Raw genomic sequence first — 25,647 nt, forward strand, 5'->3', positions numbered from 1 at the left:
CGCTCAGTAAGGAGTTACGGAACTCATGGACGCTGTGACCCAGGTCCCCACCCCCGTCAACGAGCCGGTGCACGGCTACGCCCCCGGCTCGCCCGAGCGCGCCCGGCTGGAGGTCAAGCTCAAGGAGCTGGCCGAGAACCCGATCGACCTGCCGTGCACCATCGGCGGCGAGCGACGGCTGGGCGGTGGCGAGCGCGTCGACGTCGTGCAGCCGCACAACCACAAGGCCCGCATCGGCACCTACGGCAACGCCACGCAGCAGGACGCCCAGGACGCCATCGACGCGGCCCTCGCCGCCGCGCCGGCCTGGCGTGCGATGTCCTTCGACGACCGCGCGGCGATCATCCTGCGCGCCGCCGAGCTGCTGTCCGGCCCGTGGCGCGAGACGCTGGCCGCCTCCACCATGCTCGGCCAGTCGAAGACCGCCCAGCAGGCCGAGATCGACACGCCCTGCGAGCTGATCGACTTCTGGCGCTTCAACGTCAAGTACGCCCGTGACCTGCTCGCCGAGCAGCCCCCGGCGAACTCCCCGGGCGTGTGGAACCGCCTCGATCACCGACCGCTGGAGGGCTTCGTCTACGCGATCACGCCCTTCAACTTCACGGCGATCGCCGGCAACCTGCCCACCGCGCCCGCGCTGATGGGCAACGTCGTGGTCTGGAAGCCGTCCCCGACGCAGACCCACGCCGCCGTGCTGCTGCTTCAGCTGCTGGAAGAGGCCGGTCTGCCCAAGGGCGTCATCAACCTCGTCACCGGTGACGGCATCGAGGTCTCCAAGGTCGCCCTGGAGCACCGCGACCTCGCCGGCATCCACTTCACCGGCTCGACCAAGACCTTCCAGTACCTGTGGAAGACGGTCGGCAACAACATCGAGAAGTACCGCTCCTACCCGCGCATCGTCGGCGAGACCGGCGGCAAGGACTTCGTCGTCGCCCACCCGAGCGCCGACAAGGCCGTGCTGAAGACCGCCCTGACCCGCGGCGCCTTCGAGTTCCAGGGCCAGAAGTGCTCGGCGACCTCCCGGGCGTACATCCCGGCGTCGATCTGGAACTCCGGCTTCAAGGAGGAGTTCGCGGCGGAGGTCGACTACATCACCATGGGCGATGTGTCGGATCTGTCGAACTTCATCGGCGCGGTCATCGACGAGCGGGCGTTCGCCAAGAACAAGGCGGCGATCGACCGGGCGAAGCAGGACCCGACCTGCACGATCGTCGCGGGCGGCTCCTACGACGACTCCGTCGGCTACTTCGTCCGCCCGACCGTCGTCGAGTGCACCGACCCGGAGAACGAGGTCTTCACGACCGAGTACTTCGGCCCGTTCCTCGCCGTGCACGTCTACGAGGACGACAAGTACGACGAGATGCTGGAGCAGATGGAGTCGGTGTCCGCCTACGCGCTGACCGGCTCGGTCATCTCGGGCGACCGGGCGGCTGCGGCGTACACGATGGACAAGCTGCGCTACGCGGCCGGCAACTTCTACATCAACGACAAGTCGACCGGCGCCGTCGTCGGCCAGCAGCCCTTCGGCGGCGGCCGTGCCTCCGGCACCAACGACAAGGCCGGCGCCCCGCAGAACCTGATGCGCTGGACGCTGACCCGCGCCATCAAGGAGACGCTGGTCGCGCCGACCGACTACGCGTACCCGCACATGGGCTGACACCCCAACTCAACGCAAAGGGCCGGGTCTTGACGGACCCGGCCCTTTGCCGTGCGGGGAGAGTGCGCTACTCGGCGATCTCCGTGCGCTCCCACCACTCGTAGACCGGCAGCGCGCCCTCCGGGGTGTCCTCCTGGCGCGAGGTCGGCCTGAAGTGCTCGTATCCACCGCGGAGCTTGATCTTCACATCCGGACCGGGGGACGGGGCCCCGACGATCCGCTCGGGCAGATCCTCGGGGCCGCCCTCGAGGAACACTTTCGACGTGTCGTTCATGACCTCACCGTTCCCCTCGACGTGACTCCGTCTCCCGGGCGGCGCGGAGGATCAGCCGAGTGGGCGATGCCGAATACTGGTGGGATGACCACCGACGCACCGGCGGGCACCCCGCGCACCGCGCACACCGCCGACCTCACCCCCGCCGAACTGAGCGAGATCCGCGCCCTGTTGGACGACGCCTTCGAGGGGGACTTCTCCGACGAGGACTTCGAGCACGGGCTCGGCGGCATGCATGTCCTCGTCCGGGACGACGCCGGGCGGATCGTCGCGCACGGTTCGGTGATCATGCGGCGGGTGCGGTACCGGGACCGGTGGCTGCGCGTCGGGTACGTCGAGGCGGTCGCCGTGCGGGCCGATGCACGGCGGGGCGGGCTCGGGGGCCGGGTGATGGCGGAGCTGGAGCGGGTGATCGACCGGGCGTACGACGCGGGGATGCTGTCCGCGAGCGACGAGGGGGCCGCGCTGTACGCCGCTCGCGGCTGGGAGGTGTGGCGCGGGCGGGTCTGCGCGCTGGGGCCGGAGGGCGTCGTGCATCTGCCGGACGAGGAAGGCACGACCTACGTGCGGCCCGCGCTCGCGGGTGTGCCGGACCCCGCGTTCGAGCTGGTCTTCGACTGGCGGGACGGGGATGTGCTCTGACGGGGGCGACGACGGAAAGCCCAGGTCAGTGCGGTGTGACCTACTCGGCCGTCTCAGATAGTAGGAAGTCCGAGTAATTGTGGAGACAGACGCGCCGTCCTCCCTTAGCTTTGTAGAAGCCGAACGTCTCGCTCGATCAAGCGAATGGCGGTCGTGAGCCGGGCCCCTTGCAGGCAACCCCTGCGGCACCGCTCCCCGCCCCATCCGGCGTCTCGTATCCCCTGTCTGCACTCCCGGATTTCGAAGGAGTCGATTTCCCATGGCCGAGACGACCGCCCGCCGCCGAGTCCGTCACCTCTCCCGTACGACCGAGTCCGACCGCAAGAACGCCGCCGCGGCCCTCCAGCGCGCCCTCGACCGCAGGGACAACGGCGGAGCCACCGGCCACCAGGCGGCGTAGCGCTCCGCGGTCGTGCCGCGTACCGACCTCACGTCGATCAGCCGCCGCGCCGCACCTCGAAGTGGTCGATGCGCTCCCCGTTCTGGGCCAGTGCCGACACCTTCAGCCGGGGCTTCGCGCCTCCCTGCGCCTCCACAGTGAGGAAGGAGAAGCCCCGGTAGCGCACCCGCGACCACTGCACGCTCTCCGCCTTGGTGTCGCGTGACTTGGTCCACTTGAAGGTGTCGACCGACTCCCGCTCGGTCACATGCCCCTCGTAGCTCTCCTCGACGCCCGCGGGGAAGCCGTACAGCTCCTTGCCGCCCCCGCCCGCCGTGACGTACACGATGCCGTCCCGCGTCGGGTCCGTCGAGGCGCCGATGGGCACCTGCCTGCCGACCTCGCCGTTCCTGATGGCGTCCGTCCGCTCGTAGACGTGGTTGTGCCCGTTGATCACCAGGTCCACCTGGTACCGGGCGAACAGCGGCACCCACTCGGCCCGCACACCCCCGTCGGACGCGTGCGAGGACGTCGAGTAGGCGCAGTGGTGGAAGAAGACGACGATGAAGTCGACGCCCTTCGCCGCCCGCAGCTCACCGAGCCGCTCGTCCAGCCACTTCGTCTGACGGCCGTCCGTGTGGCCCCGGTTGGCGGGAATCTCGTACGACACGTCGTTCGCGTCCAGCGCCACGAAGCCGACGTTGCCGTAGGTGAAGGAGTACACGCCCGGGGCCGTACGGGAGTCGAAGCCGCTGTCCGGCAGGGACCAGCGGGCCAGCTGGCCGCCGTAGCCGTCCGGCGAGTACCAGGCCTCCATGTCGTGGTTGCCGGTCGTCACCATCCACGGCACCGACTTGGCCACCGACTCGGTCTGCTTGAGGTAACCGTCCCAGAAGCCGGGGTCGTAGGCGTCCGACTCCTTGCCCAGGCCCTTGACGTTCGCATAGCAGATGTCGCCGGCGTGGAGGTGGAAGGCCGGGTTCTGGCCCAGCAGGAGTTTGTCGTTGGTGGCGGCCGCCTCGCTGACGCCCTGGTCGCCGAAGGCCGTGAAGGTGAAGGTCTCCGGGCTCGCGGGAGCCGTGCGGAAGGAGGCGATCGTCGCGCGGTTCTTCGGGGCCGCCGGGTCGAAGCCGTCATGGCCCACGCCGTAGTAGTACGTCGTGCCGGGGCGCAGGGAGTCCAGTGCCGCGTGGACGTAGTACTGCTCCAACGCCGCGCGGATGCCCTGCAGTTCGGGGGTGTACAGATCGCGGATCTCGGCGTCGATCCTGCGGCTCAGGTCGTCGGGCCGCAAGCCGATCCGGACGTACGGCTTCTTCACCGCGGCCGGGACCTGCCAGGAGATCCGCATCTGCGACTTCGGGTCGGCGCCGAAGGCGAGGTGGCGGCCGAACGGGGCGACGGCGGAGCCCGGCACCTTCGTGAGGGTTGACGCGGGCGCCGATACGGAGGGCTTCGTACCGGGCGTGCCCGGCCCCGACCCCGAGCAGCCCGTCAGCAGACCGCCCGCCACCGCGCCCGCCGTCACCAGCGTGCGGCGCCGGGTCAGTTTCGTACGCAGGTACTCGTGCTGTTCCGCCATGCTCATACGGCGGGCGAGCTGGGGCGGGATGCCGAAGTCGGGGAGGTCCATGGTGGGAAAGTTCCCAGCAACGGCCAACACCCGGCATACATGCGGGTGAACGCCGGTCGACACCCAGACGCCGTCCCTCATCAGGGTGTCCGTATCGCGGACATCGTGTGTCATCCCATGGGACGAAGAGTAGGGTGCCGACATGTCTCGCAGCCTCAATCTCGCAGTGATTCCCGGTGACGGCATCGGCCAGGAGGTCGTGGCCGAAGGCCTGAAGGTCCTCTCCGCCGTCCTTCCGCAGGATGTGAAGCTGGAGACCAAGGAGTACGACTTCGGCGCCAGGCGCTACCACGCCACGGGTGAGACCCTCACCGACGCCGACCTCGACGCCCTGAAGAAGCACGACGCGATCCTGCTCGGCGCGATCGGCGACCCGGGCGTGCCGTCGGGCGTCTTGGAGCGGGGCTTCCTGCTGAAGCTCCGCTTCGCCTTCGACCACCACGTCAACCTGCGTCCGTCGAAGCTCCTTCCGGGTGTCGCCACCCCGCTCGCCGGACAGCCCGAGATCGACTTCGTCGTGGTCCGCGAAGGCACCGAGGGCCCGTACACCGGCAACGGCGGCACCATCCGCAAGGGCACCGAGCACGAGGTCGCCACCGAGGTCTCCGTGAACACGGCCTTCGGTGTCGAGCGCGTGGTCCGCGACGCCTTCGCCCGCGCGCAGGCCCGCCCGCGCAAGAAGCTCGCGCTGATCCACAAGAACAACGTGCTGACCTTCGCGGGTCACCTGTGGACCAACATCTTCAACAAGGTGGCCGAGGAGTTCCCGGAGGTCACCACCGAGTACATGCACGTCGACGCGGCGACCATCTACCTGGTCACGCAGCCCGAGCGGTTCGACGTCATCGTCACCGACAACCTCTTCGGCGACATCATCACCGACCTCGCCGCGGCCGTCTCCGGCGGCATCGGCGTCGCCGCGTCCGGGAACATCAACCCGTCCGGCGCGTTCCCGTCCATGTTCGAGCCGGTTCACGGCTCGGCCCCGGACATCGCAGGTCAGGGCAAGGCCGACCCCACCGCCACGGTCCTGTCCGTCGCCCTGCTCCTGCGCCACCTCGGCCACGACGCCGAGGCCGCGCGCATCGACGAGGCGGTCTCCGCCGACCTCGCGGAGCGCACCGGCAAGCCCGCCCGCAGCACGTCGGAGATCGGCGACGCGCTGGCCGTACGAGTAGCCGGCTGACACCCGTCGCGCTACTCGAAACAACTTTCGAAGCCGTCGGGTCACTCGCACCCGGCGGCTTCCCCATGTCCGCCGCCGGGTGACACCATCAACCCCTGGATCGCGATTTCGCGCCGATCACGTCGAACAGGCCGATTTCTTCCACGGCACCCGCTTGAGATAATCGAACGCGGAGCCGCGATACGAAGGAATGCTCGGACGTCCTAGCACTGGCCACAGGCAGTACTGGCGTGATCGCGGCCCGCCACAACGAAACCGGTGAAGGACATCTACTCATGACGACGCCCACGATCGAGCTCAAGCCGTCCGCCAGCCCGCTCGCCGCCGCAGACCGCGAGGCGATCCTGGCCAACCCCGGGTTCGGCCGCCACTTCACCGACCACATGGTGACGATCAAGTGGACCGAGGGCCGCGGCTGGCACGACGGCCAGCTCGTGCCGTACGCGCCGCTCTCCCTCGACCCGGCCACGATGGTCCTGCACTACGCGCAGGAGATCTTCGAGGGTCTCAAGGCCTACCGGCAGCCCGACGGGTCCGTCGCCACGTTCCGTCCCGAGAAGAACGCCCAGCGCTTCCAGTCCTCCGCCCGCCGGCTCGGCATGCCCGAGCTGCCGGTCGAGACGTTCATCGAGGCGTGCGACGCGCTGGTGAGCCAGGACCGGGCGTGGGTGCCGACGCACGGTGGCGAGGAGTCCCTCTACCTGCGTCCGTTCATGTTCGCGACGGAGGTCGGCCTGGGCGTGAAGCCCGCGAGCGAGTACCTCTTCATCGTCATCGCCTCCCCGGCCGGCGCCTACTTCCCGGGCGGCGTCAAGCCGGTGTCCATCTGGGTCTCCGAGGACCACGTCCGCGCGGTGCCCGGCGGCATGGGCGACGCCAAGACCGGCGGCAACTACGCCGCCTCCCTGCTGGCCCAGGCCGAGGCCGCCGCCGAGGGCTGCGCCCAGGTCTGCTACCTGGACGCGGTCGAGCGCAAGTGGGTCGAGGAACTCGGCGGCATGAACCTGTACTTCGTGTACGGCGACAGGATCGTCACCCCGTCCCTCACCGGCTCCATCCTGGAGGGCGTCACCCGCGACTCCCTCCTGGCCGTCGCCCGTGACCTCGGCTACGAGGCCGAGGAGGGCCGCGTCTCCGTCGACCAGTGGCAGCGCGACTCGGAGAACGGCACCCTCACGGAGGTCTTCGCCTGCGGTACGGCCGCCGTCATCACCCCGGTCGGCACCGTGAAGCGCACCGGCGCCCAGTGGCAGCAGGGTGACGGGGAGCCCGGCGAGGTCACGATGAAGCTGCGCCAGGCTCTTCTCGACGTCCAGCGGGGCACTGCCGTGGACCAGCACGGGTGGATGCACAAGCTGGGCTGATCCGTGCTCGGCGTCGAGGCCGGGGTCCCTGGGGGCTGCCGCCCCCAGACCCCCGCTTCGGCCTAAACGGCCTCGTCCTCAAGCGCCGGACGGGCTGAGAACGCCGTCCCCGGGCTCTGCTGAGAGAGAGCCCGGGGCTGCAGCAGCAGGGATGCCGTGCCCCCCACCAGCCCCGACAGCAGGAAACTGCAGTCCACCCCGCCGGTCAGGGACAGCAGCGGCCCCTCGTACGACGGGAGGGAGACGGCCAGCAGGCCGACCGTCGCGCCCAGTGCCCACGCCACCGTCGCCGGGATGTTCCAGCCGGCCCGGTACCAGTAGATCCCGCCCCGCGCCCGGCGGTTGAAGACCTGGAGGGCCTCCGCGTCGTACAGGCCACGGCATCGGACGAAGCCGATCAGGGTGATGACCGCCCACGGGGTACCGATCGCCGTCAGCAGCAGGACGAAGGACGTCATCGCGTCCTGTGCGGACGAGTAGTAGTGGCCGGCGAAGACGCAGGCGGTGGCGATCACGGCGACCGTGTACGTGGCCGTCGCCCGGGAGGCGCGCGGCAGGATGGCGTCCAGGTCGAGGCCCATGGAGTAGAGCATCAGGCCGGCGTTGCCGACCGACCCGGCGGACGCGGCCAGCAGCAGGGGGACGAGGTACCAGCCGGGGGAGGCGGAGACCAGCGGTCCGGCGTAGTCGAGGGCGGCTCCTGCCGCGTACGCCGTGAAGGTGCCGAAGAGCTGGGGGATCAGCAGGCCGAGGGAGAGGCCGAGCCAGGTCGCGTGCAGCACCCGGCGTGAGGAGTGGCGGGCCGGGGAGATGTAGCGGGTGTAGTCGCCGAGCAGCGTGATGAAGGCGATCGGCCCGGACAGGCCCGCGGCCACCGTCGCCAGGAACCAGGTGGGCCAGAAGCCGCCCAGCAGATGGCCGCCCGCCTCCGGCAGCGCGCCGGTCGTGAAGTGCGGGGCGTAGGCGATCACGCCGAGGACCAGCAGGGCCGTCATGCCGATCGCCAGGACGCGGGACATGGCGAGCAGCACGCGGTAGCCGTACACCGCGCCCGCGACGGTGGCCGCGGCCAGCAGCCCGTAGACCACGCCGTAGGAGATCCCGCTCGCCGGCAGTCCGACCAGCCGGCCCAGTACGCCGACCATCACATCGCCACCGATCCACACGGTCAGGGCGGTGTAGCCGAGGGCCAGCAGCAGGCCGACCACCGAGCCGACCAGGCGGCCGCGCACGCCGAACTGGGCGCCCGAGGACGTGGACAGGTTCGTCGCCGTGCGCAGCGAGATCAGGGCGAGCGGGGCGGTCAGGGCCGTGCCGGCCACCGCGCCGACCACGATCGAGCTCACCGACGCCCACCAGTCCAGGCCGAACGACGGCGGCAGCCAGCCGAAGACGATCACTCCGAGACAGAGGTTGGACCCCAGCAGGATCGAGACGAGATCCCGGGGCCCGCTCGTGCGTTCCCCGTCAGGGATGGTGTCGACTCCGCGCTGTTCCATCGGCATATTGGTCTCCCTTGGTTAGAACGACGTTCAATGTGATGTGTCCTAACCTCTGCCGTCAAGGTTTCGGTTGCGCGGATCCGGTGTTTAGAGTGATGCTCTAAAGCGAGGAAGACAAGGAGGTGCCGCGTCGTGAGACTGACCCCGACGGAACGTGACCGGCTGCTGCTCTTCGGAGCCGCCGAACTGGCCCGGGCCCGCCGGGCCAGAGGGCTCAGGCTGAACGTGCCCGAGGCGACCGCGCTCATCGCGGACACCGTCTGCGAGGCCGCCCGGGACGGAGCCCGGCTCGCCGAGGCGATCGAACGTGCCCGGTCCGTGCTCCGGCCGGACGACGTGCTGCCGGGCGTGGCGGACGTCGTTACCGAGGTGCATGTCGAGGCCGTGTTCGACGACGGCTCGCGGCTGGCGGTCGTGTCCGACCCCATCGGTGGCGGCGGGCTCGCGGACCAGGGCCCGGGAGCGCTGCTGCCGGGGCCCGAGCACGCCGAGCCCGAGGCGGTCCTGCGGGTGATCGTGACGAACACCGCCACCGTGCCGGTCTCCGTCACCTCCCACTTCCACTTCTTCGAGGCCAACCCCCGCCTCGACTTCGACCGCGGCGCGGCCTATGGCATGCGGCTCGCCGTTCCGGCCGGCTCGTCGACGCGCTTCGGGCCGGGGGAGAGCGTCGAGGTCGGGCTTCTCCCCATCGGCGGCGAGCGGATCGCGATCGGGTTCGCGGGGCTCGTCGACGGGGCGCTGGACGCGCCGGGCGCCCGCGAGGAGGCACTGCGCCGCGCCGCCGCCTGCGGCTATCTCGGCGTGACGGAAACACCCGATCAGAAGCAGGAGGCCGAACGATGAGCCGTCCCGGAGGGCACCCCGCAGAGGCCCGCCGCCTCACCCCGTACGAGTACGCCGCCACCCACGGCCCCCGCGCCGGCGACCGCATCCGCCTCGGCGACTGCGGCCTGACCATCCGCGTCGAGTCGGACTCCCAGCGCTACGGCGACGAGTTCCTCGCCGGGTTCGGCAAGACCGCCCGGGACGGGCTGCACCTCAAGGCCGCCGCGGTGCGGGAGACCTGTGACGTGGTGATCAGCAACGTCGTCGTGATCGACGCGGCGCTGGGGATCCGGAAGGTCTCCATCGGCATCAGGGAGGGCCGGATCTGCTCGATCGGGCGGGCCGGGAACCCCGACACCCTCGACGGTGTCGACGTCGTGGTCGGCACGGGCACGTCGATCGTGTCCGGCGAGGGGCTCATCGCCACCGCCGGGGCCGTCGACACACATGTGCACCTGCTGTCGCCGCGCGTCATGGAGGCCTCGCTGGCCTCCGGCGTGACCACGATCATCGGGCAGGAGTTCGGGCCGGTGTGGGGCGTCGGCGTCAACTCGCCGTGGGCGCTGCGGCACGCGTTCAACGCCTTCGATGCCTGGCCCGTCAACATCGGCTTCCTGGGTCGCGGCTCCTCGTCGCACGACGCCCCGCTGGTCGAGGCCCTCGCCGAGGGCGGCGCCTCCGGCTTCAAGGTCCACGAGGACATGGGCGCCCACACCCGGGCGCTGGACACGGCCCTGCGCGTCGCCGAGGAGCACGACGTCCAGGTCGCCCTGCACAGCGACGGCCTGAACGAGTGCCTCTCGGTCGAGGACACCCTGCGCGTGCTGGAGGGCCGCACCATCCACGCCTTCCACATCGAGGGCTGCGGCGGCGGACACGTCCCGAACGTGCTGAAGATGGCCGGCGTCCCGAACGTCATCGGCTCCTCCACCAACCCCACCCTGCCCTTCGGCCGGGACGCGGTCGCCGAGCACTACGGCATGATCGTCTCCGTCCACGACCTCAAGACCGACCTGCCCGGCGACGCCGCCATGGCCCGCGACCGCATCCGCGCCGGGACGATGGGCGCCGAGGACGTGCTGCACGACCTGGGCGCGATCGGCATCACCTCGTCGGACGCGCAGGGCATGGGGCGCGCGGGTGAGACCGTCCGCCGTACCTTCGCGATGGCCGGGAAGATGAAGGCCGAGTTCGGTGCCCCGGACGACGGCGACGACAACGAGCGCGTCCTGCGCTACATGGCCAAGCTGACCATCAACCCGGCCATCGCGCACGGCCTCGCGCACGAGGTGGGGTCGATCGAGGCCGGCAAGCTCGCCGACATCGTGCTGTGGCGGCCCGACCACTTCGGAGCCAAGCCGCAACTGGTGCTGAAGTCCGGCTTCCCCGCCTACGGCGTGGTCGGCGACCCCAACGCGGCCACCGACACCTGCCAACCCCTCGTCCTGGGACCGCAGTTCGGGGCGTACGGCGCCACGCCCGCCGACATCTCCGTCGCGTTCGTCGCGCAGGCCGCCGTCGATCAGGGCAACGACTCCATGCCGACCCGGCGCCGCCGGGTCGCCGTGCGCGGCACGCGCGGCATCGGGCCGGCCGACCTGCGCCTCAACTCCCGTACCGGAGCGGTCGACGTCGACCAGCGCACCGGCCTGGTCACCCTCGACGGCGAGCCGCTGCGCTCCGAGCCGGCCGACTCGGTCTCCCTCAACCGCCTCTACTTCCTGTGACGTTCAGCCGACTTCTCAGACAAGGACCGCCATGACGACCCCCGCCGCCGACGGCTTCCGCATGCCCGCCGAGTGGGCCCCGCACGAGCGCACCTGGATGGCCTGGCCGGGACCCAACCCGACCTTCGAGGACCCGGACGACCTCGCGGCCTCCCGGATCGCCTGGGCGTCCGTCGCCCGTGCGGTCCGCCGCTTCGAGCCGGTGACGGTGGTGTGCGGCCCCGGCCAGTCGGCCGAGGCCCGCGCGCTGCTCGGCCCTGGCGTCGAGACGGTCGAGCGGGACCTCGACGACGCCTGGATGCGTGACATCGGCCCGACCTTCCTCACCGACGCCAAGGGCGAACTCGCCGCCGTCGACTGGACGTTCAACGGCTGGGGCGCCCAGGAGTGGGCCCGCTGGGAGCACGACGCGAAGGTCGCCGCGCACGTCTCCGACCTGGCGGGGTCGGTCAGGACGTACGCCTCGAAGCTCGTCAACGAAGGCGGCGCGATCCACGTCGACGGCGAGGGCACCGTCCTGCTCACGGAGACGGTCCAGCTCGGCCCGGAGCGCAACCCGCACTGGACGCGCGAGCAGGTGGAGACCGAGATCCACGCCCACCTCGGCACCCGCAAGGCGATCTGGCTGCCGCGCGGCCTGACCGGCGACTATCCCCCGTACGGGTTCGGCACCCTCGGCCATGTCGACATCGTCGCCGCGTTCGCCCGCCCCGGCGTGGTCGTCGCCCACGTGCAGCCGGACCCCGCGCACCCCGACCACGAGGTGACCAAGGAGATCGTCGGCCTGCTGAAGTCGCAGACGGACGCGCGCGGCCGCCGACTGGAGGTCGTCGAGGTGCCCGCCCCGACCGTCCTGGAGGCGGACGGCCACTGGGCCGACTACTCCTATATCAACCACTACCTCTGCAACGGCGGAGTGGTGCTCTGCGGCTTCGACGACCCGCGTGACGAGATGGCGGCCGGCATCTTCCGCCGGCTGTTCCCGGAGCGGACGGTGACGCTGGTGGACGCCCGGACGGTCTTCGCCGGTGGCGGGGGCATCCACTGCATCACTCAGCAGCAGCCGAGGGCCGGGGTCAGGTAGAACGTACGGGTGAACGTACTGCTCTGCGCCTCCTGCGGAACCCGGCTGACCGAGCCGGTCCGGCAGCTCGCCGCGATGCCCGCGTATCCCGGCTGGGACGGGCTCCCGGGCCCGGACGGCCGGCGGCACGGCCCGCCCAGCGTGCCGCGCGGGACGTTCGTCGTCGACCCGCTGCCGTTCGGGGCGCCGTTCGAGCCGATCGGGCCCGACGAGGAGTACGACGGGGTCGTGCCCGGCGGCAGGTGGAAGTCCGACGAGCGGGGCTTCCTGGTCTCCGCCGGGCCGTGCGGCACCTACGTCCTGCACCCGGACGACGTCGTGGACATCGCCCCGCACCCCGACCCGTACCGGCTCATCGGCTGCTGCGGGCCGGACGGCGAGGCCGGGGTCAACCACGTCTGCGGCTGCGGGGCGGAGGTAGCGATCGTCGCCGCCGACTGCACGAGCGGCTACGAGACCCGCCTCGTCCCGGACGCCGTCCGCGTGGAGGCCGTCGCGTGACCCCCGCCCGGCGCCGTACCCCCGCCCCTCCCCGCGAGGACGTCCTCGCCGCCGCCATGGAGATGATCGCCGAACGCGGCCTGGAGAAGCTCACCATGGCCGCCCTCGGCCGTGAGGTCGGCATGAGCAGCGGCCATCTCCTCTACTACTTCCACTCCAAGGACGAGTTGCTGCTGCGGACCCTGGAGTGGAGCGAGGGCCGGCTCGGCGCCGAGCGCGGGCGGCTGCTGACCCGGACCGCCTCCGCCCGTGAACGCCTGGACGCGTACGTCGACCTGTACGTCCCCGACGGCCACCGCGACCCCCACTGGACGCTGTGGCTGGAGGTCTGGAACCGTTCGCAGAACGCCGACGACGACGCCCGCGACCGCCAGGCCGCGATCGAGGGGGCCTGGCACCGGGACCTGGTGGCGCTGCTGGCGGAGGGGGTGTCGAGGGGCGAGTTCCGAGCGGTCGACCCGGACCGGTTCGCCGCCCGTCTGCGGGCCCTGCTGGACGGCTTCTCCATCCACGTGGCCATCGGGCTGCGGGGCACGGACCGGGGGACGATTCTCGGCCACGTACGGGAGTTCCTGGACGAGGGCCTCCTCGCGGACGCCTGACCTCCCGCCCGGGTTGTACGCAATAAGACCGATTGACCCTGTGGCCGGTGATGCGTTTGCCTCGTTGCGAACTCCCGGCGGGGGCCGGGGGTGAAGCGTCGGCGGGGACCACGGGGGGAACAGGTCCGGCGTCCGTGGCGTCAACGCCGACGGCACTGTCGTCGCGTTCGAGTCGGCGTCACCCGATCCGGTGGAGGGGGACACCAGCGGGGTGTCGGACGTCTTCCTGCGGACAGTTCAATGACAACGACCATCAACGGGGGAACAACCATGCACAGCACCAAGCGAGTTGTCGCGCTCGCCATCGCCCTGGCCGCCGCGACGGCGACGCTGTCGGGGACGTCGGCGGGCGCCGCGCCCAGGGCGCCGTACACCGAGAAGGCGAGCGTGGCCCCGGACGGCACGGACGGCAACCGTGGCTCCGACGGGCAGAGCCTGAGCGCCGACGGCCGCCATCTGGCCTTCGTCTCCGACGCCGACAACCTCGTCGCGGGCGACTCCAACGGCGTCGCCGACGCGTTCGTGCGCGACCTGAGGACCGGCGTCACCCGCCTGGCGAGCACCTCGGCGGACGGCACCCCGGGCGACGCCAACGTCCTCGACGTGTCGCTGAGCGCCGACGGCCGGTACCTGGCGTTCACCTCCAACCCCACCTACAACACCGCCGACAACCACGTCTTCGTCAAGGACCTGAGGACCGGCGCTCTCCAGCGCATCGACGACGCCGTCGACACGGGCTACACCGCCGGCAGCATGCCCGCCCTCAGCGCCGACGGCCGCTATGTCGCCTTCGTCGCCCTGCGCACCAGTGAGACGGGGCAGGCGGGCGACAGCTCGAACCGGGTCTACCGCGTCGACCGCGTCACCGGCGAGCGGGTCCGCATCAGCCAGGTCCCCGGCGAGGGAGCCTGGAAGTCCGCCGCCACCCAGCCGACCATCAGCGCCGACGGCAACAAGGTCGGCTACCAGTTCTTCGTGCCGTACCCCACCCGGGGCGACTGGAGCGACGCCTACGTCCGTGACGTGCGCAGCGGCGAGCTGACCCAGGTCGACAAGGCGCCGGACGGCGCGGCGTCCGACGGGCACACCGAGTACCCGCAGGTCAGCGCCGACGGCCGGTACGCGGTGTTCAACTCGCTGGACTCGAAGCTGACGCCGGGTGACACCAACGGCACCCACAACGCCTTCGTCCGTGACCTGAGGACGGGGGACCTGCGCCGCATCGACGCCGCCGACCCGGCCGCCTACACCGGCTCTGCCCGGCTGAGCGCCGACAGCAGGTACCTCGTGTTCGGCTCGGCAGCCCCGAACACCGCACGTCAGGTGTACGTGCGCGACCTGCGCACCGGACGCACGGAGCTCGTCAGCGCCGCGGCCCAGGGCGGCCCGAGCGCCGACTACGCGGAATACCCGGTGATCGACCGGCACGGCCGCACGGTCGCCTTCGGCAGCAGGGGCGCCGACCTGGTGCCGGACGACACCGCCGACACCACGCACGTCTACGTCCGCCACCTGCGGTGATCAGCACAGTGCTCGCATCCTGAGACGGACGGTGAGCGCGGGGGCGACTTGTGCCAGACTGCCCCCGTGCTCTCGTTCGCCATGATTATTGGCAGCAGGCGCGCCGGTCCGCAGTGACCACCACGTACGACCAGGTACGGGTGGACACCGTCGTCCTCGACCCGCGCGCAGACCTCTCGCACCCGCGAGAGGTTTTTCTGTTTCCCGGCCCACCCGCAGCCGGGCGGAGAGCGTGAGGGACCATAGGTGGGGGCGGTGGAGCCGGTCATTCCGGTAGACCGAGATCCAATACAGGAGCCTTACGACCATGTCGGTAACCAGCGAGCTCGACGACTCGTTCCACGTCTTCGACACCACCCTGCGCGACGGCGCCCAGCGGGAGGGCATCAACCTCACCGTCGCCGACAAGCTGGCCATCGCCCGTCACCTGGACGACTTCGGCGTGGGCTTCATCGAGGGCGGCTGGCCCGGCGCCAACCCCCGCGACACCGAGTTCTTCGCGCGCGCCCAGCAGGAGATCTCCTTCCGGCACGCCCAGCTGGTCGCCTTCGGCGCCACTCGCCGCGCGGGCGGCAAGGCGTCCGAGGACCCGCAGGTCAACGCGCTCCTGGACTCCGGCGCCCCGGTGATCACCCTCGTCGCCAAGTCCCACGACCGGCACGTCGAGCTCGCCCTGCGCACCACCCTGGACGAGAACCTGGAGATGGTCCGCGACACCGTGTCGTACCTGCGCGAGCAGGGCCGCCGCGTCTTCGTCGACTGCGAGCACTTCTTCGACGGCTACCGCGCCAACCCCGAGTACGCGAAATCCGTCGTACGCACCGCCTCCGAGGCCGGCGCCGACGTCGTGATCCTCTGCGACACCAACGGCGGCATGCTCCCCGCCCAGGTCCAGGCGGTCGTCTCCACCGTCCTCGCCGACACCGGCGCCCGGCTCGGCATCCACGCCCAGGACGACACCGGCTGCGCGGTCGCCAACACCCTCGCGGCCGTCGACGCGGGCGCCACCCACGTCCAGTGCACGGCCAACGGCTACGGCGAGCGCGTCGGCAACGCCAACCTCTTCCCCGTCGTGGCGGCCCTGGAGCTGAAGTACGGCAAGAAGGTCCTCCCCGACGGCCACCTCCGCGAGATGACCCGCATCTCGCACGCCATCGCCGAGGTCGTGAACCTCACCCCCTCCACCCACCAGCCGTACGTCGGCGTCTCCGCCTTCGCGCACAAGGCCGGCCTGCACGCCTCCGCGATCAAGGTCGACCCGGACCTCTACCAGCACATCGACCCCGAGCAGGTCGGCAACACCATGCGGATGCTGGTCTCCGACATGGCCGGCCGCGCGTCGATCGAGCTCAAGGGCAAGGAACTCGGCATCGACCTCGGCGGCGACCGGGAGCTGGTCGGGCGGGTGGTCGAGCGGGTGAAGGAGCGCGAGCTCAAGGGCTACACGTACGAGGCCGCCGACGCCAGCTTCGAACTCCTGCTGCGCACCGAGGTCGAGGGCAAGCCGCTGACGTACTTCCAGGTCGAGTCCTGGCGCGCGATCGTCGAGGACCGCCCCGACGGCAGCCACGCCAACGAGGCCACGGTCAAGCTCTTCGCCAAGGGCGAGCGCATCGTCGCCACGGCGGAGGGCAACGGCCCGGTCAACGCCCTCGACCGCGCCCTTCGGGTGGCCCTGGAGAAGATCTACCCGCAGCTCGCCAAGCTGGACCTCGTCGACTACAAGGTCCGCATCCTGGAGGGCGTGCACGGCACCCAGTCCACGACCCGCGTCCTGATCTCCACGTCCGACGGGGCGGGGGAGTGGTCCACGGTCGGCGTCGCCGAGAACGTCATCGCGGCGTCCTGGCAGGCGCTGGAGGACGCGTACACGTACGGGCTGCTGCGGGCCGGGGTGGTCCCGGCGGAGTAGGCCGAACGGACCTCGCCGCCTCCCCCGGGCCGGCCGTCCACGGCACAGTGGAGCCATGGACGACAACGACGCCGACGCCCGGCACTTCCTCGCCCGGGGACAGGTGGCGACCCGGCTGCCCGCCCAGGACCTGGAGCGGGCCCGGCGCTTCTACTCCGACAAGCTCGGTCTGGACCCGGTCGACGAACGGCCGGGCGGCCTGCTGTACCGGTGCGGCGGCACGGATTTCGCCCTGTTCCAGTCCACCGGAACAGCCCCCGGAACCTTCACCCAGATGGGCTGGCAGGTCGAGGACGTGGACGCCGTCGTGGCGGAACTCAGGCGGCGCGGCGTCGAGTTCGAGGACGTCGACGTGCCGGGTCTGCGCACGGTCGACGGCATCGCCGACGTCGAGGGGCACTACCCCAGCAAGGGTTTCCGCGGGGAGCGCGCCGCCTGGTTCCACGACAGTGAGGGCAACCTGCTGGGCCTCGGCCAGCCCTACGCCTGAACCGCTACTGCAGACGCCACTTCTGGTTCGCGGCGCCCGTGCAGCTCCAGATCTGCGTGCGGGCCCCGTTCGCCGAGGAGTTGTCCGTCACGTCGAGGCACTTGTCCGCGGCGCGGTTGACCAGGTCGCCCGTCGTCGCGTTGTACGACCACTGCTGCGCCCCCGACCCGTTGCAGCCGTACAGCTGGACCTTCGCGCCGTTCGCGGTCGCACCGGACGTGACGTCCAGGCACTTGCCCAGCGCCCGCACCGACCCGTCGGCCTGCACGGTCCACCGCTGTGCGGTCGAGCCGTTGCAGTCGTGGAGCTGCACCGCCGTACCGTCGGCCGACGAACCGCCCGCCACATCGAGACACTTGCCGGCAAGGCCCACCAGCGCCCCCGACTGTGACGGGCCCTCGCTCTGGGTGCCCGACCAGGTGAACGTCGCCGACGTCTTGCCGGGCAGTGAGTAAGTGGCGTGCTGCGAACCCCAGTTGATCGTCACCGTCCGCGCACCCGACGCATCGTTGTAGGCGATCAGCGCCTTCGACCCGTCCGGGTTGCGCCACGCCACGTTCGGCACCGACGACGACGCCGTGGACGCGATGCGCTGGGCGCCCGGTTTCACGAACTTCGTCAGATGGCCCATCGTGTAGTACTCGACGGTGTAGTCGACCTGCCCGTGCCGGGAGTCCCCGTTGTGGACGGTGATCAGACCGTCGCAGGTTCCGCAGCCGCCGTTGTGCGGACCCCGGTTCTGGTCCAGCGCGAGTGACCACTTGGTCACCGACTTCGCCCAGTTCCGGGTGTAGTCGATGATGTTCATCATGTCCTCGCGCTGCTGGTTCGCGATCCAGGTGCCCCCCGAGTGCTCGGTGCCGAACGCGTCCAGCTGCGGATACCGGTTGTGCACCTGGGTCTGCTTGGCCACGTCACCGCCGTAGCCGTGCCAGGCGATCCCGCCGAAGTTGGGGTGGTTGCGTACCGTCGCGTCGTCGACCGTCTGCGCGGCGTAGGCGTCGTAGGTGTCCCAGTTCCAGTCGTGGGCCATGACCTTCGTCGACAACCCGGCGTTCTGGAGCTTCGGCAGCAGCTCGTTCTTCGTGAAGTACGCGAGTCCGCTCGCGTTCCAGCTCATCGACGGATAGCCCGAGCAGCAGGTCGGCTCGTTCTGCGCGGTGACGTACGAGATCGGGATGCCCTGGGCCTGGTAGGCCTGCACGTACTTCACGAAGTACGAGGCGTACGCCCCGTAGTGCTCCGCCTTCAGCCAGCCGCCGTTGAGCTGCCCGTTGTCCTTCATCCAGGCGGGCGCCGTCCACGGCGAGGCCATCACGGTGAGCGAGGGGTTGAGCTGACGTGCCTGCTTCGTCAGCGGCACGACGTCCTGGAGATCGTGGGCGATCGAGAACTCGGACAGGTCCGGATCGGTCTGCCCGGCCGGCATGTCGTCATAGGTGTAGCCGAAGCGGGCGAGGTCCGAGCCGCCCATGGGATTGCGCAGGAACGACAGCCCGATGCCCTCCGTCGGGGAGAACAGCTTGCGCATCGTCTCGTCCTTCGTGGCCTGCGACAGCGCGCCGCTGCCGTCCATCAGCCAGGCCGCGGTGTCCGTGAAGGACGCGCCGCCGCCGGTGAAGGACTGGTAGCGGGTGTTCTCGTCGACGGTGATGTCCTCCCCGCTGCCGCCGGAGCCGGCCTGGAAGGCGAACGGAGTCTGCGGCTGGAGCCCGCGGGTCACATGGCGTCCGCCGGTGTCGTCCGTCGTGGTCAGCCAGGCGGTGACCTGTTCGCCGGCGGCCTGCGCGGGTGTGGCCGCCGTGAAGCCGGCCGTGGTGAGGAGCCCGGCGAGAAGCAGCCCGAGCGTCCGGGTGGACCCAGAGCGTGGCGTGGATCGAGTGGACCGAATGGATCTCCTCATGGAACGCCGCCCTTCTGACGGTGGGGGATGGGGGCGTGCGAGGCGTGAGTAAATGACGGCTTCGCATGCGCGTCAAGGGGTCGCGCGTTCATGAGGTGAAGGGACAACGGCACTGCTCCGGCCGGGAGTTGAGTGCGCACCGGCTCTGACGTGAAGTCTTGACGCCAATCGGTGCCCCGCAGTTAACTCAAAGCGTGAGGTAAGTCATGGGCGGACCCGTCGGCGCGGGGATCACCGAGGCGGTGGAGAGGCGGTGGCGGGGTGGAACGCGGCGTACCGCGCGGTCTGAGCCGCCGTACGGTACGGGGCGGTCGCCGTGGGGCGCCGGTCCCCGTGGGAATCCAGCCACCTGGACCGGCGCCTTTGCCCGTCCCATCAGGTAGCGTCGAAGGTATGAGGACTCCGCTCTTCCGGGGACTCATGCGCTTGCTGATCGTGCCGGTCGCCGCGACCGCGGCGGTGCTTGTGGCCGGCCCGCCCGGCGCACATGCGGCCACGGATGTTTCCCGGGTTGCCGAGGCGCTGCGCGATGATCCCGTCTACGTGGATCCCGCAGCCTCGGACCAGCTGTCGTCGGCCGATGCGGAAGCGCTCGCCGACAAGATCAAGGATGCCGACAAGCCGGTCTTCGTCGCCGTCCTGCCGGCCGATCAGCCGACCAAGAACCTGCTGCTGAATCTCCGTACGGAAACCGGCGTGACCGGCCTGTACGGCGTCCGTGTCGGTGACCGGTTCGACGCGGCGGCCGACTCCTCGGTGATGTCCAGGCAGGCGGTGGACAACCTGGTCTCCTCGGTGCAGAGCGCCGGCGACCCCAAGGCCCAGCTGAACGACTTCGTCGACTCGGCCCTGCGTAACGTGAACGGCACGGCACCGGCCAGTTGGAGCGACGGCGGGGGCGGCGACGGTGTGGACGCCGGCGGTCTGATCGCCATCGGCGTGGTGCTGGCGGCCGGCGGGGCGGGCGCGTACGCGCTGGTCAAGCGCAACCGGCGGCGCCACGAGACGGAGCAGCGGGCGGCCCTGGAGAAGCTGCGGGTCGTGGTCGACGAGGACATCACCGCCTTCGGTGAGGAACTGGACCGGCTGGACTTCCACCCTGGCGAGGCCGGCGCCGACGACGCGATGCGCGGGGACTACGAGAGCGCCCTGGACGCCTATGAAAAGGCGAAACGGCTGATGGACTCGGCCCGCAAACCGGAGGACGTCAAAGCAGTCACCCAGGCCCTGGCGGACGGCCGCTTCTCCCTCACCCAGCTGGCCGCCCGCCGGGAGCACCGGCCTCTTCCGGAACGCCGGCCGCCGTGCTTCTTCGACCCGCGGCACGGCCCGGCGGTGGCCGACGAGACCTGGACCCCACCCGGCGGCACCGCCCGCGAGGTCCCGGTCTGCGCGGCCGACCGCACCCGCCTCTCCGAGGGCCGCGACCCCGTGATCCGCGAGGTCGACACCGAGTACGGCCGCCGCCCGTACTGGGACGCCGGCCCGGCCTACGGACCCTGGGCAGGCGGCTACTTCGGCGGTGGCATCCTCCCCGGCCTCCTCATCGGCACGCTGCTCGGCAGCATGATGGCGACGCCCGCCTATGCCGCCGACTACGGAGCGGGCTACGGCTACGGCGGTGGCGGCTACGAGGGCGGCGACGTCTCCGGCGCGGACTTCGACAGCGGGGACTTCGGTGGCGGATTCGGCGGCGGGGACTTCGGTGGAGGGGGAGGGTTCGACGGCGGCGGGTTCTGACGTCTGGGTGACGGCCGAAACGGGGTGAGCGAGGTACCTGTGGCGCGGCACGGCACGGGCCCGGCGTCCGAGGACACCGGGCCCGTGGTACGGCAAGCTCAGACGTGCAGGGACGTCACAGGGACGACGCCGCGGAGGCGATCGCCGACGCGAAGGTGGAGACCTCGGTGTAGACACCGGGGGCGTTCGGGCGGGCGCAGCCTATGCCCCAGCTGACGATGCCGACCTGGATCCAGGCGTTGCTCGCGTCGCGGCGGAACATCGGGCCGCCGGAGTCGCCCTGGCAGGTGTCGACGCCACCGGACGGGAAGCCGGCGCAGATCTCCTCGTTGGCGATGAGGCCGCTGTAGCCGCTGTAGGAGCGGCACTGGGCGTCGCTGACGAACGGCACGTTGGCCTTGAGCATGTAGCGCTGCTGGGCACCGCCTTCACGGGCCGCGCCCCAGCCGGCCACGGTGAAGGTGCCGGTGTTGTACTGCGTGGTCGTGGCGATCTTCAGCGTCGGCAGGTTGATCGGCTGGGCGAGCTTGATGAGCGCCCAGTCCTTGCCGTCGCCGTTGTAGCCGGGGGCGCGGTACACGTACGTGGAGCGGACCTGGACGCGGCCGCTGGTGGACTGCAGGTCCACGACGCCGGCGGTGGCGGTGATGCTGGTGTTGGGGCCGGTCGCGCCCACACAGTGCGCGGCGGTGAGCACGATCTGCTGGGTGTAGAGCGCGCCGCCACAGCCCATGGAGAGCCGGACCATGAACGGGAACTCGCCCTGCGAGGCACGGGTTCCGCCGACGACGCGCGAGTCCGCGGCCTGCGCGGCCGAGACGGGCTGAAGGCTGACGATCGCGAGAGCGGCGGCGCCGAGGACCGCGCATCTCTTGAGGGCGGTGAGAAGCTTCTTCAACGTGATGCCTTCCGTGGGGGGTTGGACATACGAACGTGGAGAGAGCACTGAAATGTAGGGGGCATGCCAAGCAAGGGGGAGTGACCTTCTGCTGACATGCGCCGGTCAATTCCTTTGCTGGATTATGGGAATCCTGTGACCGCCCCCACAAGGGGCCAATTCCAGCCACGCCGGGTTCAGGCCCCGTCCCGTTCCGGCCACGCCTGCTCAGGCCCGGCGCCTTCCGCCCGAGCCCTCGTCGCGCGCGTACCGCTCCCCGGCGGCATGCCACCAGCCGGGTGGGGACGGCCCGTTGACGACGGAGGTCGGCTGACCGGGATGCAACCCGAGCCGCCACAGGGCACCGGCGGCGACATGGACGGTGATCCACGCCCGTCGGCGCCCGTCGGCCCCCGGCGCGCACACGCGATCCCAGCGCACCTCACCCGCCTCGAACGGCATCCAATCGATGCCGCGCTCCCGCAGTCAGGCCCGCACGGCGGCCGGCGGGTGCAGGAGCGGCTTCTCGACCTCGTACGAGGAGACGGCAACCCATGAGGGAACGGGGCGGGGCGAGTCGGTCATGCCGACGATGATGCCCGGGTACGGCTCCCGTCCGCGCCCGGATTTCGCCGTCGGCCTGGCTGCCTGCCCCTTCTGCCCTCGCCCGCCGCGAACGGCGTCCCGCCGATGCCTGCGCACGCCGGTGGCCGCGAGCTGCGGCAGGCGTTTGGAGGCACGCCGCCCCGGCCTTGTACAGGGCGAGGTCGCCCCACGGTCGGCGCGGGACGCCGTGTCGGTCAGGCCGGCGAGGATGCCCCGGTACGACTCCCGTCCCCGCCTCGATTTCGCTGCGCGGCCTGGCAGGCTGCCCCCGGCCCTCCTCCGCCGTGTACGGCATCCCGCCGATGCCCGCTCCGGCCATTGGCCGCGAGCTGCGGTCGACGCCTGTTGACGCCCCGTCTCGGCCTTGTACAGGGCGATGCCGCCCCACCCGGGTCGTGGCGGACGCCGTACCGGTCGGGCCGGTGAGGATGCCCGGGTACGGCTCCCGTCCGCGCCCGGATTTCGCCGTCGGCCTGGCTGCCTGCCCCTTCTGCCCTCGCCCGCCGCGAACGGCGTCCCGCGGATGCCTGCCATGCCCGTGGCCGCGAGCTGCGGCCGACGCCTGGTGGCGCCCCGTCCTGGCCCTGTACAGGGCGATGCTGCCCCCGGCCGTTGCGGGACGCCGTACCGGTCGTGTCGGCGATGATGCCCGGGGACGACTCCGCTCCGCGCCCCGATGCCGTCGCCCGGCCCGGCATCCTGCCCCTCCGGTCCGCATCCGCCGTGTACGGCATCCCGCCGATGCCCGCTCACGCCCTCGGACGCGAGCAGCGGCCGACGCCTGGAGGCACCCCGTCCCGGCCTCGTACACAGCGACGCCGCCTGGTCGGCGCGGGATGCCCTGTCGATCAGGCCGGTGAGGACGCCCCGGTACGGTTCCCCTCCGTCCCTCGTTTCCGCCGCCCGGCCGGGTCGCCCGCCATCCTCGCCACCATCAGCGTCAGCGCGACCAGCCCGGCGCTGACCCACACCGGTGCCCGGTATCCGAGGCCGGACCCGATGGCCGTACCGCCGAGCCAAGGGCCCAGCGCCGCGCCCATGTTGAACGCGGCCGTCGCGAAACCGCCGGAGAGTGTGGGGGCGCCCGGGGCGGCGTACAGGGCCTGGGAGATGAGGGTGGACCCGACCCCGAAGGACAGGGCGCCCTGCACGAAGACGAGCCCCAGTGCCACGGCCGGCGTCCCGGCGCCGAGTGCTAGGGCGCCCCACCCGAGGCACAGGACGCCGCCGCCCCCGACCAGCACCGCGCGGGGCCACCGGTCGGCGAACCGCCCCCCGACGCCGACCCCCACGAACGACCCCGCGCCGAACAGCGCGAGCACGACGGGCACCCACCCGTCCGCCAGCCCCGTGACGTTGGTGACCAGGGGCGCGAGATAGGTGAAGGTGCAGAAGGTCGCCCCGTTCACGAGGGCGCCCAGGAGCAGCGTCAGCCGGAGCCGAGGGCTCCGCAGCGCACGCAGTTCACCCCGCAGCGCGGGATGTTCCGAGGCGCCGCCCGCACCGCCGGGCACGGATCGCGCCACGGCCACCACAGCGGGCAGGGACACCAGGGCCACGGCCCGGAACGCCGCACGCCAGCCCCAGAGTTGACCGAGCAGCGCCCCCGCGGGGACCCCCACGACACAGGCCAGCGTGACCCCGCCGAGCAGGGTCGACGTGGCCCGCCCCTTGGCCTCCGGCTCGACCAACGCCACTGCCGTGACGAGGGCGACGGCCAGGAACCCGGCATTGGCCAGCGCCCCGACGACGCGGGTCACGACCAGCACCGCGAAGCTGTCGGTCACCGCGCCCACGACATGGACGGCGAGGAAGACCCCCAGAAACCCCAGCAGGGCCCCGCGCCGGGACCACCGTCGTGCCAGGGCGGCCATGAGCGGCGCCCCGACCACCATCCCCATGGCGAAGGCCGAGGTGAGCGCCCCGGCCGCGGGCACCGAGACCCCCAGGTCCCGGGCGATGTCCGGCACCAGCCCGGACAGCATGAACTCGGACGTCCCCTGCGCGAACACGGCGACGCCCAGCAGGAAAAGAGCGAACGGCATGAAGAAACTCCGCAACCTGAAGGAGAAGGTGAAGACGAAACGGCACGTCGAACGGCCGTCCGGCAGCGGAGTGAGCCCGGAAGCGGAAGCGAACGCTGATCAGCGGGACATCACGAGCAGCCACCGGAGAGCCGGTGGCCGGAGTCTGGAGGCTTCGGGGCTGGACACGCGGGCAGGCTATGCGGGCCCTGTTGAGGAGAGCCACCGGTTTTCGGGCGCGGCCGGACGGCACCCGCACGGGATGTGCCGCTCCCTCGATACACGACGACGACGGCGGCAAGGCCGACGACCAGGCCGATCGCGGTCTGCGCACCGAACGGCTCGCCGAACATGAACGCTCCCCACACCGCCGTGACCGGCGCCATGAGGAACATGAGGGTGTTGACCTTGGTGACTCCGGAGCGCCGCAGGATCAACCAGTACAACCCGTACCCGCCGAACGTGGACAGCGCGACGAGCCAGCCGATCGCGGCCCAGAAGCCGGCCTCGGCGGGCGGCACGGCCGCTCCGGTGCTCATGGCGAACGCCGTGAACAGTACGGCGCTGGTGGCGCAGTGGACGGTGAGCGCCACCGCGGGCGGAACGGGCGTACGGGAGCGGCTCTCGAGGAACGTGGCCGCCACCAGCGAGAGCATGCCGAGGAACGGGATGAGATAGGCCCACGCGGCAACGCCGGTCGCCGCCGTGGCGTCGGCCATGGTGACGATGACGACGCCGCTCACCCCCAGGCACAGCCCGAGCCACTGCCGGCGTGAGACGTACTGCCGCAGCAGTGGCCCGGCCAGCGCACCGGCGACCAGGGGCTGGACGCCGTCGATCAGGGCCGTGGTGCCACTGGAGACGCCGAGCTGGATGGCGTAGTAGACGGTGAGCAGATAGCCGCTCTGCGACAGCGTGCCGATCACGGCCTGGCGCGCGATGTCCCGCCGGGTCAGACCCCGCCACGACGCGCGACCCAGCACAGCGGCCACGACGGCGAGGATCACGGCGAGCGGCAGGAACCGCCACATCAGGATCGTCACCGCGGACGCGCTCCCGGCGCCGAGTTTGGCCCCGATGAACCCGGAGCTCCAGCTGAGGACGAAGGCGATGGACAGCAGGGCGTTCACGCCAACCACATCCAGTAGACAGATCGGTATACCTTGCTCGTGCCAGGAAGTATACAGATCGGTAT

At 71.0% G+C, this 25,647-nt stretch carries 22 protein-coding genes; 14 read left to right on the forward strand and 8 right to left on the reverse strand.

The features are described from left to right. Positions 1-25 precede the first annotated feature (25 nt). Positions 26-1,657 (forward strand): L-glutamate gamma-semialdehyde dehydrogenase, encoded by a 1,632-nt coding sequence (gene pruA, locus ACWGDB_RS24050; RefSeq protein WP_453824276.1) that lies wholly within the window; start codon positions 26-28, stop codon positions 1,655-1,657. A gap of 67 nt (positions 1,658-1,724) precedes the next feature. On the opposite strand, the gene ACWGDB_RS24055 is transcribed toward pruA, so the two are convergent. Further along, entirely contained in the window at positions 1,725-1,931 is a 207-nt protein-coding gene (locus ACWGDB_RS24055; protein WP_453824277.1) for a DUF5988 family protein, read from the reverse strand. An 84-nt stretch (positions 1,932-2,015) separates the two neighbouring features. Here ACWGDB_RS24055 and ACWGDB_RS24060 point away from each other — a divergent pair, with 84 nt between their 5' ends. Both ACWGDB_RS24060 and ACWGDB_RS24065 read left to right on the forward strand, forming a co-directional pair. Continuing rightward, positions 2,016-2,573 (forward strand): GNAT family N-acetyltransferase, encoded by a 558-nt coding sequence (locus ACWGDB_RS24060; RefSeq protein WP_453824278.1) that lies wholly within the window; start codon positions 2,016-2,018, stop codon positions 2,571-2,573. A 259-nt stretch (positions 2,574-2,832) separates the two neighbouring features. Continuing rightward, positions 2,833-2,973, forward strand: a complete 141-nt coding sequence (locus ACWGDB_RS24065) for a hypothetical protein (RefSeq protein WP_383827991.1) — start codon at positions 2,833-2,835, stop codon at positions 2,971-2,973. 37 nt (positions 2,974-3,010) lie between these two features. Here the strand turns inward: ACWGDB_RS24065 and ACWGDB_RS24070 are convergent, their stop codons facing one another. Then, positions 3,011-4,585, reverse strand: coding sequence for a purple acid phosphatase family protein (locus ACWGDB_RS24070; RefSeq protein ID WP_453824279.1), 1,575 nt, complete (start codon positions 4,583-4,585; stop codon positions 3,011-3,013). A 142-nt stretch (positions 4,586-4,727) separates the two neighbouring features. Here ACWGDB_RS24070 and ACWGDB_RS24075 point away from each other — a divergent pair, with 142 nt between their 5' ends. Both ACWGDB_RS24075 and ACWGDB_RS24080 read left to right on the forward strand, forming a co-directional pair. Further along, complete coding sequence (locus ACWGDB_RS24075) at positions 4,728-5,771, forward strand: 3-isopropylmalate dehydrogenase (RefSeq protein ID WP_453824280.1); 1,044 nt, start codon at positions 4,728-4,730, stop codon at positions 5,769-5,771. A gap of 275 nt (positions 5,772-6,046) precedes the next feature. Then, on the forward strand, positions 6,047-7,135 hold the full coding sequence (locus tag ACWGDB_RS24080; RefSeq protein WP_453824281.1) for a branched-chain amino acid aminotransferase: 1,089 nt from the start codon (positions 6,047-6,049) through the stop codon (positions 7,133-7,135). 62 nt (positions 7,136-7,197) lie between these two features. Here the strand turns inward: ACWGDB_RS24080 and ACWGDB_RS24085 are convergent, their stop codons facing one another. After that, a complete protein-coding gene (locus ACWGDB_RS24085) occupies positions 7,198-8,640 on the reverse strand; it encodes a cytosine permease (RefSeq protein WP_453824282.1) in 1,443 nt (480 codons plus the stop codon). Between the two features lie 129 nt (positions 8,641-8,769). On the opposite strand from ACWGDB_RS24085, the gene ureA reads away from it, so the two are divergent. The 8 genes from ureA to ACWGDB_RS24125 all read left to right on the forward strand — a co-directional run bounded on the left by ureA (position 8,770) and on the right by ACWGDB_RS24125 (position 17,302). Continuing rightward, on the forward strand, positions 8,770-9,483 hold the full coding sequence (gene ureA / locus ACWGDB_RS24090) for an urease subunit gamma (RefSeq protein WP_453824283.1): 714 nt from the start codon (positions 8,770-8,772) through the stop codon (positions 9,481-9,483). Continuing rightward, entirely contained in the window at positions 9,480-11,192 is a 1,713-nt protein-coding gene (locus tag ACWGDB_RS24095) for an urease subunit alpha (RefSeq protein WP_453824284.1), read from the forward strand. The genes ureA and ACWGDB_RS24095 overlap by 4 nt, the downstream gene beginning before the upstream one ends. Before the next feature lie 31 nt (positions 11,193-11,223). Then, positions 11,224-12,276: an agmatine deiminase family protein gene (locus ACWGDB_RS24100; protein ID WP_453824285.1), complete on the forward strand. Its 1,053-nt coding sequence runs from the start codon at positions 11,224-11,226 to the stop codon at positions 12,274-12,276. Positions 12,277-12,285: 9 nt separating this feature from the next. Next, complete coding sequence (locus ACWGDB_RS24105) at positions 12,286-12,777, forward strand: hypothetical protein (RefSeq protein ID WP_453824286.1); 492 nt, start codon at positions 12,286-12,288, stop codon at positions 12,775-12,777. A gap of 56 nt (positions 12,778-12,833) precedes the next feature. Further along, positions 12,834-13,379 (forward strand): TetR/AcrR family transcriptional regulator, encoded by a 546-nt coding sequence (locus ACWGDB_RS24110; protein WP_362384445.1) that lies wholly within the window; start codon positions 12,834-12,836, stop codon positions 13,377-13,379. Between the two features lie 270 nt (positions 13,380-13,649). Continuing rightward, positions 13,650-14,900 (forward strand): TolB family protein, encoded by a 1,251-nt coding sequence (locus tag ACWGDB_RS24115; protein WP_453824287.1) that lies wholly within the window; start codon positions 13,650-13,652, stop codon positions 14,898-14,900. Positions 14,901-15,207: 307 nt separating this feature from the next. Beyond that, complete coding sequence (gene cimA, locus ACWGDB_RS24120; protein WP_453824288.1) at positions 15,208-16,812, forward strand: citramalate synthase; 1,605 nt, start codon at positions 15,208-15,210, stop codon at positions 16,810-16,812. A 55-nt stretch (positions 16,813-16,867) separates the two neighbouring features. Then, positions 16,868-17,302 carry a VOC family protein gene (locus tag ACWGDB_RS24125; protein ID WP_453824289.1) on the forward strand — a complete coding sequence of 145 codons (435 nt, stop codon included), beginning with the start codon at positions 16,868-16,870 and terminating at the stop codon, positions 17,300-17,302. Positions 17,303-17,306: 4 nt separating this feature from the next. Here ACWGDB_RS24125 and ACWGDB_RS24130 read toward each other — a convergent pair whose 3' ends face one another. Next, on the reverse strand, positions 17,307-19,205 hold the full coding sequence (locus tag ACWGDB_RS24130; protein ID WP_453824290.1) for a ricin-type beta-trefoil lectin domain protein: 1,899 nt from the start codon (positions 19,203-19,205) through the stop codon (positions 17,307-17,309). A gap of 393 nt (positions 19,206-19,598) precedes the next feature. On the opposite strand from ACWGDB_RS24130, the gene ACWGDB_RS24135 reads away from it, so the two are divergent. Beyond that, positions 19,599-20,945 (forward strand): hypothetical protein, encoded by a 1,347-nt coding sequence (locus ACWGDB_RS24135; RefSeq protein WP_453824291.1) that lies wholly within the window; start codon positions 19,599-19,601, stop codon positions 20,943-20,945. Positions 20,946-21,060: 115 nt separating this feature from the next. On the opposite strand, the gene ACWGDB_RS24140 is transcribed toward ACWGDB_RS24135, so the two are convergent. The 4 genes from ACWGDB_RS24140 to ACWGDB_RS24155 all read right to left on the reverse strand — a co-directional run bounded on the left by ACWGDB_RS24140 (position 21,061) and on the right by ACWGDB_RS24155 (position 25,582). Next, the gene (locus tag ACWGDB_RS24140; RefSeq protein WP_369273609.1) at positions 21,061-21,843 is read right to left on the reverse strand and encodes a S1 family peptidase; all 783 of its coding nucleotides are present in this window, start codon (positions 21,841-21,843) and stop codon (positions 21,061-21,063) included. A gap of 207 nt (positions 21,844-22,050) precedes the next feature. After that, complete coding sequence (locus tag ACWGDB_RS24145; protein ID WP_453824292.1) at positions 22,051-22,284, reverse strand: hypothetical protein; 234 nt, start codon at positions 22,282-22,284, stop codon at positions 22,051-22,053. A gap of 992 nt (positions 22,285-23,276) precedes the next feature. Further along, complete coding sequence (locus tag ACWGDB_RS24150; protein ID WP_453824293.1) at positions 23,277-24,473, reverse strand: Cmx/CmrA family chloramphenicol efflux MFS transporter; 1,197 nt, start codon at positions 24,471-24,473, stop codon at positions 23,277-23,279. A 110-nt stretch (positions 24,474-24,583) separates the two neighbouring features. Further along, positions 24,584-25,582, reverse strand: a complete 999-nt coding sequence (locus ACWGDB_RS24155; protein WP_453824294.1) for a DMT family transporter — start codon at positions 25,580-25,582, stop codon at positions 24,584-24,586. Between the last annotated feature and the right edge of the window lie 65 nt (positions 25,583-25,647).

This window comes from Streptomyces sp. NPDC055013 (assembly GCF_053608645.1).